Genomic DNA, 6,338 nt, shown 5'->3' on the forward strand with positions numbered 1-6,338 from the left:
CGCCGCCAGAACGGACTGTCCAACCAAGGAACCGCCGACTCACGGCTCCCAGCCGCACGCACCTGGTCCGGGCAACGATTGCTCCATCCATTCCAACGTGGCTACACTGCAGCCACAGAAAAGGCTACGATGTAGCCAATAATCAGGTGATCAAAGGTCCAGCCGTCGACACGCCATCGCCAGAGACGCGGCACTGCCGGGTGGCGAGGGCATGCGCCCCGTGCTTCCACGTCCGCATCACCACCGTTCGAGAGGCAGACGATGCCCGTCCTCATCGCGATAGCGATCTACGCGATCCGGCTCGTGCGCGCCCCCATGGACGTGCGGCTGAAGAAGCGCCACGCCGGACCCCTGACAGTGGCAGCCGGAGCCGTGGTCCTCTACCTGGCGTGGGACTGGCTCCGCCAAGACGGCATCAGCACCGTGTACTTCGTCGGCGAGTTCGCCGGTGTCGCGGCCGCCTATCTGATGACCTGCACCCTGGTGCTGGCCACCCGGCTCACGTGGCTGGAGCAGTGGTTCGGCGGACTGGACCGTATGTACTTCTGGCACAAGCAGTACGCCCTGGGATCCATGCTCCTGCTCTCGCCCCACCTCCTTCTCCACTTCTTCTCCGGCTTCGACGGCAGCGCGGACCACTACGCCGGCACCCCCCGGGCCGGCCAGCTCGTGGGGATGGGCCACGTCCTCGGCGCCGCGTCCGCCATCGGCCTGCTCGTGCTGGTCCTCATCTCGCTGGGCCAGGTCGGTCGCATCCTCCGGTTGCCCTACGAACGCTGGCTCTTCCTGCACCGCCTCACCGGTCTCCTGCTCCTGTCCGCTCTCGTGCACGGCTGGTTCCTCGACCTCGTCATCAACGGATCCACGATTCTCCTGGCCCTCTACGTCACCATGGCCACCGTCGGCCTGGCCGCCTACGCCTACGACGAACTGGTGCTGCGACACAGAGAACCCCAGGCCGACTACACCATCCGCCGCGTCTCACGGCCCGCCACCGACATCGTCGACCTCACCCTGGCCCCCACCGGCTCGCACGCCCTGCCCCTGATCGGCGGCCAGTTCGTCTACCTGCGCGTGGGCGGCCGACGCGCATGGCGCGAACACCCCTTCAGCGTGGCCGGCGTCCAGCCCGACGGCTCGGTCCGGCTCACCGTCCGCGCGCTCGGCCGCGGCACCCAGAAGCTCTACACGGACGTACGCGAAGGACTGCCCGCCACCCTCAACGGCCCGTACGGCATGTTCGACCACACCCTCGGCGGACCCCGCCAGATCTGGATCGCCGGCGGCATCGGCATCGCCCCGTTCCTCGGCTGGCTCACGCACCCGAGCGGCACGCTCCCCCACGCCGACCTCTTCTACTGCGCTCCGACCGCCGACACCGCACCTTTCCTCGCGGAACTGACGGAGGCCGCCGAGTGCCTTCCCGGACTCCGCCTCCACCCGACGTTCAGCCGCAGCCAAGGCCATCTCACCGCCGACAGGATCCGGACAACGGCCGGCCCGCTCACGCCCGACACCCACGTCTTTCTCTGCGGCCCCGCGTCCATGGTCGAAGACCTCAGCCGGGACCTCCACCGCCAGGGCATCCCCCGGGACCACGTCCACGCCGAACACTTCGCCTTCCGCTGACGAGTCACCAGCCGGGACCCCCATACATGTGGCTCTTCCGGCGCCGTTGACGAAAGAGGCCACGTCGGAAGCGAGGAAGACGATCGCCGTTGCCTTTCCTCCACCGAAGCCGGTCGGCCGACGTCGGCTCCCGTCAACGGGCCGACGCCGGTGGCCCGGGGGATTCCTCGTCGGTGTCCACCCGGATGGCGGTCGGGGTGGGACCGAGGGCGACGGCGTTGGCGCGGATGCCTTGTCCCCCGGTACATGACGGCCAGGTCGGGTGCCGTGAAGACGATCGAGCCGCGTATGGCAGCGAGCGTGGCGCAGATCGTGGCGAGGGCCACGCGCGCGTGGAGGAGTCGGGGGCGGACCGGACGCGATCATCAAGGCCGCCCATCGGGCGAGGGCCGGCTGTCGTGAGCGCTGGGTGCCGCTCGGTCGCCGGGAGTGGTGTTCCACAGGGGTTGCGTGTGTGACAGCAGTTCCACTGCTTCCTGCCACCTGGCCAGTCGGCACAGGGCCAGGGCCTGGCCGCTGACTTTGGCTGGGTCGGGCAGCGCCAGTTCGTCCCACCAGTGTTTCGTCGCCAGACGGAACAGCGCCTGCCAGTTCTGCTGATTGGCTGTCAATGCCACAAGCTGGCAGGCAGCGTCCTGCAGCGCCAGAGGGGTCAGCGCATGGCCGGGGTTGCGCAGCAGTGCCTCCGTGATGCTGCGACCGGTGGGGTAGTCGCACGCCACATAGGCAGCTGTGCCGTACTGCTGGAGGACGCGATCGCGGGCGGCTGCATGCTCCGTCAGGTCACGGGCAGCCCGCAGCCACCGCAGTACCCGCCCGTCATCGGTGCCGGGCCGGATGCGCCGAGCGGCGGCCGTCAGTTCGCCCACCGCGCGTTCCCGGTCGACCAGGCTGCCTGCGTCCGCGATCCGGTCGGCTTGGTAGGCCAGCGTGTTGGTCTCGTCGAGCCGGCCCGGTATCTGGGGGATCACTGGCCTCGAGTCTTGAGGGTCCGGGTCCTTCCAGAGAATTTCTACGGCCGTGGCGGACAGCCGGCTGCGTTCCACCGGGCTCAGCCGCTCCCGGAGGGTGTGCGCTGTCAGGGGAAGACGGAAGGTCCAGCCCCGCACCGTGGTTCTGTCCGGTCCGGGCAGTTCTTCGATGATGCCCAACTCGACCAGTCGGCGAATACCGTCTCTGACAGTGTCGGTGGACAGGCCGATCCACGCCGCGGTCAGCTGAAGGGCCGGCCGGCCGAGTGGTGCCAGGATGCTCAGCGCCGCGGCCACCTCGCGCGAAGGCTCACCAAGTCGGTCCAGTGCCGTCACGAACCGGTCGTCGTCGGGCAGCACCGGTATGGGGGCTCTCGCGCCGATGTAGGCGTGGCCGTCGGCGATCCGGATCTCGCCTCGGCTGGTCCAGTCGGTGAGCAGGGCATCGACCGCTCCCGGGATGCCGCGTGTCAAGTCGGCTGTCTGCCCGGCCAGGGCAGGATCGGGTTCCGCCTGCAACCACCGCGCCACCAACGCGGTGGTGTCGTCTGATCCGAGCGGGAGTAGGGCCACCTCGCGAGCCCCCGCGGCACTGACCAACTGGTCCATGATCCCGTCCGCACATTCACGGCCCGAGACCCGGGCCCCGTCGGCGGTGGGCCCATGGCTCGGCGCGTCCTCGCGGGCGGTGGCGGATGCGCCCGCTCCCGTGCCGCTGGCGCTCGGTGCGACGTGCCGCACGGCCGTCACCACCAGCCGGACGCCGGGACCATGAGACCAGTCGATCCCGCTGAGCGCGGCCAGGGACTCGGGGTCGGCGTGCTGGGCGTCGTCGACCAGCACGGCCGCGGGCGCGCAACGGGTGAGAGCGGCGCGCAGCAGTGCATCCATCGCCGTCCGGTCGTACTGGTCGACGGCCGACAGCGCCCGGGCGATCGGACCAGCGGCAAGCCGACGGCCTTTTCCGTGGGGCCGATGCTCCTCCAGGGCCATGACCAGTCGCAGTGCCAGCAGCAGAGGCCGCTCACCATCGCCAGGGACACAGTTCACAGCATGCACGGCGGTTCCCTGTGCGCGCAGCCGCTCACCGACTGCGCGCAGGAACGCGCTTCGCCCGACGCCGCGTTCGCCTCCTACGAGGACCAGGCGCGGGCCGTCAGGGTCGTTCAGAAGGCCGTGGATCTGTTCCGACTCGCGCTCGCGGCCGAGCAGGCGGCGGTCGGTGCGGTCCATGCGGGCGGGTGTACCCCTGCGGACCAGATCATGGATTCCCGACCGCGCAGCCACTGTGCAGTACACATCCCTATGCCTTGGAGAGACGCGCCGGTCCGCCGTGGACCCTGCCGTCCCCAACTGTGCGCCGGCGCCTCGGCCTTCGCTTCGTGCGCTGCACATTATGAGCGGCGCTGCCCTACGTGAACCGCTGAGGCCCCTGCGAACGATCTCTCCATGACAGGGCTGCGTTCGTCTCCGTCCAGGCAAGAAGAACGGAAAGGCACCGGGCCATCTCACCCCGGGGCTGAGCAGAGCGAGAGCGGTGTGCCTTTGTTCACGAGTTCCGACAGCAGATGTATGCCAGTTTCGGCAGCACCCAGGGAGCGTTCAGACTCGAACAGCGCGCGCCTGCTGACCAGAGTGAGTAGACAGTTGCCCGCCATGGCCGTCAGCAGGTGCGGATCAGTGTGCCTGCCGGCCCAGGATGCCTGCGATGATGAGGTCGATGCCGGCGGTGAACTGCAGCCGGTCGTCATGTTCAAGCCCCTGGTCCGCAACCGCCCGGGTGAAGGGGTAGTCCTCCGGGTCGAGCCGGCTCCACGCCTCGGCCACGGTGTCGAGGTACGCACCGCGTCCGGTATCCGGGTCGAGACCGCGCGCACGTTCGGCGTTCGCGGCGTTCTGGCTGGCGGCGCCGAGGATGTAGTGCAGGAGCGCGGTCGTCGCGGTGAACCAGCTACTCGCGGGAGCGCCCAGCGCACGGACCTGTCGGCCGATGGCCTCGAAGAGGCGCGTCGTCGCCGGACCTGCAGGGTTGTGGGAGAGCTGGGCGGTGAGCTGGGAAGCGAGCCAAGGGTGCGCCGCCATCGCGTCGAAGAGGCCCAGGGCGGTTGCGTGCATCCCGTCGGCCGACCCGTCGGCGGGTTCGGTGTGCAGTGAGAGGGTGACGGCCCGGTCGGCGGCCGCAGCCAGCAGCTCGGCCTTGCCGGCCACGTGCCAGTAGATCGCGCCGGGACCGGTGGCCAGGCGTTCGCTCAGAGTCCGGAAGGTCAGGCCGTTCTCGCCAGCCGTGTCGAGCACGTCGATGGCGGCCTCGACGATCCGTTCGCGGGAGAGCGCGCTGGCACGTCGCTCGGTCTTCTTCGTCGTTGGTGGTGTCACGCTTCCAGTTTGACATGCCTGGAATATCGTTCCATCCTGATTATGGAACAACGTTCCAGGGTGGATGTCAGTCCGTGCTGGAACCCCTGCCGCGACACAGAAGGAGCACGACATGGACCTACGGGACCAGCCTGCGTACATCATCAAGATGCGTGCCAAGCCCGGACTCGGCGACAAGCTCTTCGAGCTGGCCACCGTGGGGATGGAGAAGTCGGGAGCCTCGGACCGGTTCATCATCGCCCGCGAGGACGACGACCCCGACGTGCTGTGGAACATGGAGGTGTTCCGCAGCCTTGAGGCAAAGGACGCCTACGAGAACAGCCCCCTGTCCGATGAACTGCGCGACGAGATCATCGGCCTGCTCGCCGAACCGCCCATGCGCATCGCGGTGCACCCCTACTCCGTCCTGCCCGCCGACCCGGACTGAGCAGACCGGGAAGCTCCTCTGCCCGCAGGGGCGCCGCCCCCGGCGGGCAACCCGTGCTCGCCCCGACCGCCCTCCCGAGCCACGCGCTTGGCGGACTTGTCGGCGGCTGCTCAAGAAGCGATGTTCCTCCCTTGGTGCAGTCCGTCAATCGAACAGCACCTCTGTCTGCGTGCTGTCGAAACCGCTGTACATCTATTGTCGGAACTCGTGAGCAAAGCCAGAGGTGACACCGTGCGGCAACAGCATGCAGCGGTCATCGGCAGAGAGGGCGCAGTCCGCGCAGTGGCGGACACCCTGCGCGCCACGGGTGAGACGGCGGGTGTCCTGCTGGTCACCGCCGGGGCCGGCATGGGCAAGACGACCGTGGTGGAGCTGGCGCAGCAGGCGGCGCTGAGGGCGGCGCCGCGGTGGTGCGGCTCGGCTGGCCAGAAGATGCCGAGGAATCCACCGACGTGATCGTCACCGCCGGATGCGGCCTGGTCCTCGCCGATCCCAACGACTGCATGGCCGCTCTGCCCGCCGTTGACAGGGCCCAGTTACGGACAGCGGCGCAGGCGAGCGGGGTGGACGGGCTGTGGCGGCGCGACCAACCGGCAGATCGCCGCAGAACTCGCCTGCAGCCCCAAAACCGTGGAACAGCGCCTGACACGACTACTTCAGCGCACCGGCTCCCGCTCCCGGAGAGAACTCGCCGCCGCCTGGCTCAACGGAAGCCTCACCCGGACCGCCTCCGGCCCCTCCAGACGGGACGACCACTGACCCCGCGGACACCAACCCTGCTCCCGAGCCGACCCACACTGCCTTGATCAGGGCGCGCTGTACGGCGCGCATGCGCGGCTAAGAACTCCTAACAAAGTGTGAGGTTCTTCAGTCGTCGCCAGCAGATGATGCTGCAGGCGAGGCTGAGGAAGGCTTCGTGGATGTCGTCGCGTATC

6 protein-coding genes are annotated in these 6,338 nt (G+C 68.8%); 4 read left to right on the forward strand and 2 right to left on the reverse strand.

The genetic code is table 11. The features are described from left to right. The first annotated feature begins 261 nt into the window (after window positions 1-261). A complete protein-coding gene (locus ACWC09_RS43835; protein WP_450856826.1) occupies window positions 262-1,629 on the forward strand; it encodes a ferredoxin reductase family protein in 1,368 nt (455 codons plus the stop codon). A gap of 365 nt (window positions 1,630-1,994) precedes the next feature. On the opposite strand, the gene ACWC09_RS43840 is transcribed toward ACWC09_RS43835, so the two are convergent. Together ACWC09_RS43840 and ACWC09_RS43845 are read right to left on the reverse strand one after the other, a co-directional pair. Beyond that, window positions 1,995-3,833, reverse strand: a complete 1,839-nt coding sequence (locus ACWC09_RS43840; RefSeq protein ID WP_450856828.1) for an AAA family ATPase — start codon at window positions 3,831-3,833, stop codon at window positions 1,995-1,997. Window positions 3,834-4,277: 444 nt separating this feature from the next. After that, on the reverse strand, window positions 4,278-4,976 hold the full coding sequence (locus tag ACWC09_RS43845; RefSeq protein ID WP_450856830.1) for a TetR/AcrR family transcriptional regulator: 699 nt from the start codon (window positions 4,974-4,976) through the stop codon (window positions 4,278-4,280). Window positions 4,977-5,088: 112 nt separating this feature from the next. On the opposite strand from ACWC09_RS43845, the gene ACWC09_RS43850 reads away from it, so the two are divergent. From ACWC09_RS43850 to ACWC09_RS43860, 3 genes are all read left to right on the forward strand, one after another. Further along, window positions 5,089-5,403 carry a putative quinol monooxygenase gene (locus tag ACWC09_RS43850; protein ID WP_450856832.1) on the forward strand — a complete coding sequence of 105 codons (315 nt, stop codon included), beginning with the start codon at window positions 5,089-5,091 and terminating at the stop codon, window positions 5,401-5,403. A 207-nt stretch (window positions 5,404-5,610) separates the two neighbouring features. Then, window positions 5,611-5,859: a hypothetical protein gene (locus tag ACWC09_RS43855; RefSeq protein WP_450856833.1), complete on the forward strand. Its 249-nt coding sequence runs from the start codon at window positions 5,611-5,613 to the stop codon at window positions 5,857-5,859. Window positions 5,860-6,033: 174 nt separating this feature from the next. Beyond that, entirely contained in the window at window positions 6,034-6,162 is a 129-nt protein-coding gene (locus ACWC09_RS43860; protein WP_450856835.1) for a hypothetical protein, read from the forward strand. Window positions 6,163-6,338: the final 176 nt, after the last annotated feature.

The organism is Streptomyces sp. NPDC001617, assembly GCF_053596855.1.